This window comes from Sulfuricurvum sp. (assembly GCF_049305995.1).
Lineage (GTDB): Bacteria > Campylobacterota > Campylobacteria > Campylobacterales > Sulfurimonadaceae > Sulfuricurvum.
The window spans coordinates 1-2,698 of record NZ_JBAQPS010000295.1 but is presented as its reverse complement, the minus strand read 5'-3'; the positions used below and the strand labels follow the sequence as shown (position 1 = coordinate 2,698).

Annotated in this window: 4 protein-coding genes; 1 reads left to right on the top strand and 3 read right to left on the bottom strand. The window is 35.7% G+C overall.

Features of this window, described 5'->3' with window-relative positions; translation table 11 throughout:
- The 3 genes from WA010_RS10225 to WA010_RS10215 all read right to left on the bottom strand — a co-directional run.
- Positions 1-269 (bottom strand): Fur family transcriptional regulator (locus WA010_RS10225; protein ID WP_422557012.1); only part of this gene is annotated, 269 nt, incomplete at its 3' end.
- Positions 270-273: 4 nt separating this feature from the next.
- Positions 274-822 (bottom strand): CvpA family protein, encoded by a 549-nt coding sequence (locus WA010_RS10220; RefSeq protein WP_422557011.1) that lies wholly within the window; start codon positions 820-822, stop codon positions 274-276.
- On the bottom strand, positions 822-1,853 hold the full coding sequence (locus WA010_RS10215) for a GGDEF domain-containing protein (protein WP_422557010.1): 1,032 nt from the start codon (positions 1,851-1,853) through the stop codon (positions 822-824). The genes WA010_RS10220 and WA010_RS10215 overlap by 1 nt, the downstream gene beginning before the upstream one ends.
- Before the next feature lie 115 nt (positions 1,854-1,968).
- Here WA010_RS10215 and WA010_RS10210 point away from each other — a divergent pair.
- Positions 1,969-2,698 (top strand): 3-deoxy-7-phosphoheptulonate synthase (locus WA010_RS10210; RefSeq protein ID WP_422557009.1); only part of this gene is annotated, 730 nt, incomplete at its 3' end.

The following is a 2,698-nucleotide window of genomic DNA, read 5'->3' as shown; positions in this document are numbered from 1 at the left end:
GATAAAGATGTTACCATATCAGAATCTTCAAGAAGCGAAAGAGTACGATACACCGTAGCAATACCAGTATTGAGCTCAGGATGTTTTTGTTGAATTAAATGATGAAGTCCTTCAGGCGTTAGATGTTCATCGGAGTTATACAACATTTCTAAAATTACTTCACGCTGAATAGTAAATTTAAGACCATTCGCTTTCAAAAGTTGTTTAAAATCACTCAAAAGTTTCGCATATTCTATTGTTCTTTCCGTGAAATTTGTATAGTGACTCATAAAGTTATTTCTCCTTGGTTAAACTATTGGATTCACTTCCATTAATATCTATCATCTTAGTAACACCATCGGTTTCAATGTGAAGAATAAAATTTCCGGTTGAAAGCATAGGTTTATAAAAAAAACTGTTTGACATTTTTTCTTCAAAATTTTCTTTAATTGCTGTAACGCTAAATAAAGCATAAACAATAATTGAAAAAATAAAGAAAAACTTACTGCTTCCGACAATAAATCCTAATATTCGATCCAAAGGATCTAATCCACTCAAAGAACTCAATTTTTTAAACCCTACGCCTAATGTAACCATTAAAAGCCAAAAAATACCAAGAGCAAAAATAAACCCTATAAGATTAACAGCGGTTGCTGTTTCAAAATGAAAAAGTGTGTCACTTAAAATTTTACCGATAACGCCACCGATATGTGAAGCGACGAATACTCCTCCCACAATCCCAGCCAATCCGAATACTTCTTTTGAAAAACCGTTCAGTAACCCTTTTAAACCTAAAAGTAAAATAAGAGAGCCTACAGCAACATCAAAATAATTCAACTCCATTAAAACTCCATTTCCAAACGATCTTTTCCATTACTTTTTGCACGATATAAAGCTGTATCTGAACGTTCTATGATCAAATCCATTGAATCTCCCTCTATAACTTTGGTTAAGCCAATGCTCAAGGTTACCGAGATTTGCTGATTTTGGAAAAGAGGTTTATTATTCCGACAAAGGTTAAGAAGTCGATCAGCCACTAATCGTGCACCTTCTAAATCTGTTCGATTAAGCAAAATAATAAACTCTTCCCCCCCGAAACGGTAAACTTTATCACCTTCTCGAAGCGTTTTTTTGAGTAATTTAGCAACAAAGATAAGAACTTTATCCCCAGCAATATGACCAAAAGTATCATTGATTACTTTGAAATCATCTATATCAATCATCAAAGCAAAAACATTAAAAGCAACTATTTTATTAATCAAAAGTTTTTTTAAATGTTCTTGCAGTGCATATCGGTTATAAACATTAGTGAGCGGATCAAGAGAGGTCTTCATTTCCAATGATTTTATTTGTTTCATGAGTACATAAATCATATCATTTGCACGAGAAACTTCATCACTTAAATGACTTTGGATCTCACTGAATTTTTTAGTTATTTTTCCAAAATCGATCAATGTTGTATCGTCAGCTATGCCAATAAGTTCAGCTTGTTTTTTACTAATTTCTCCAATTTTTGCATTGCTTTCCGAATAGGACTCTATACTTTTTTCGGCAAGAATTTTATATTCTTCTGTTGTTGTATTTCGATATGTTAATAAATCAACTTCTCCGGCGATATAAGAATCAAGCACTTCACGTGTTGCTATGGCAATGAACTCAGCAAATTCGATCGGGTCTATAGTCTCTTGATGCTTGCCGATGGAATCGACTTGAATAGAGAGTGCTTGACAAAAGTGTACCAATAATGGGTTGACGTGATTGGTTTCCACCATAATTGCCTTAAAAAAGAAGATATATAATCTAAATACAATGTTCAAACTCCCTTGATTACCTTGAAAAAAGTGAGAAATTGAACTTGTTAAATCTAATGCCATTATACTTTTTCAAACATAAATCTAACTTTTGCTCTTCTCAATCAGTCCTCTTTTAGAATAAATGGATAAAATTCGTCCACTAACAATTATGGTGCAATGGCACGCAGGAGATGATATGAGCACATGGAATCGATCAAGCTGGAGAGAAAAACCGATCAAACAGCAGCCTACTTATCCTGATATGGCAATTTTAGAACAAATTGAATCACAACTTCGCAACTATCCTCCTCTCGTTTTCGCAGGTGAAGCGCGTACCCTTAAGAAAAGTTTGGCAGATGTATGTGAAGGGAAAGCCTTTTTGCTCCAAGGGGGCGATTGCGCCGAGAGCTTTTCCGAGTTTCACGCACATAATATTAGAGATACGTTCAAGGTAATGATGCAGATGGCTGTTGTTATGACCTTTGCAGGAGGCGTTCCTGTGGTCAAGGTAGGGCGTCTTGGTGGACAGTTTGCTAAGCCACGTTCTTCAGATATGGAAACGATCGATGGAGTTAGTTTTCCTAGTTATCGTGGAGATATTATTAATGGTGTTGAGTTTAGTGAAGCTGCTCGCATTCCTGATCCCTACCGTATGGTTCAAGCGTATAATCAATCTGCATCTACCCTTAATTTGCTCCGTGCTTTTGCATCGGGTGGATTGGCTGATCTACATCAAGTTCATGCTTGGAATTTGGGTTTTGTAGGGCAAAATGAAATGACCAAAAAATACGATGAACTTTCAGGTCAAATCGATGATTCTCTCCGTTTTATGGCAGCATGTGGTATTACTTCCGATACTTACCATACCTTACGTGAAACTGATTTTTATACATCGCATGAAGCACTGTTACTGAATTACGAAGAGG

Coding starts and splice junctions, on each gene's coding strand:
- WA010_RS10220 (WP_422557011.1), bottom strand. CDS start 822: ATGGAGTTGAATTATTTTGATGTTGCTGTAGGCTCTCTTATTTTACTT.
- WA010_RS10215 (WP_422557010.1), bottom strand. CDS start 1,853: ATGGCATTAGATTTAACAAGTTCAATTTCTCACTTTTTTCAAGGTAAT.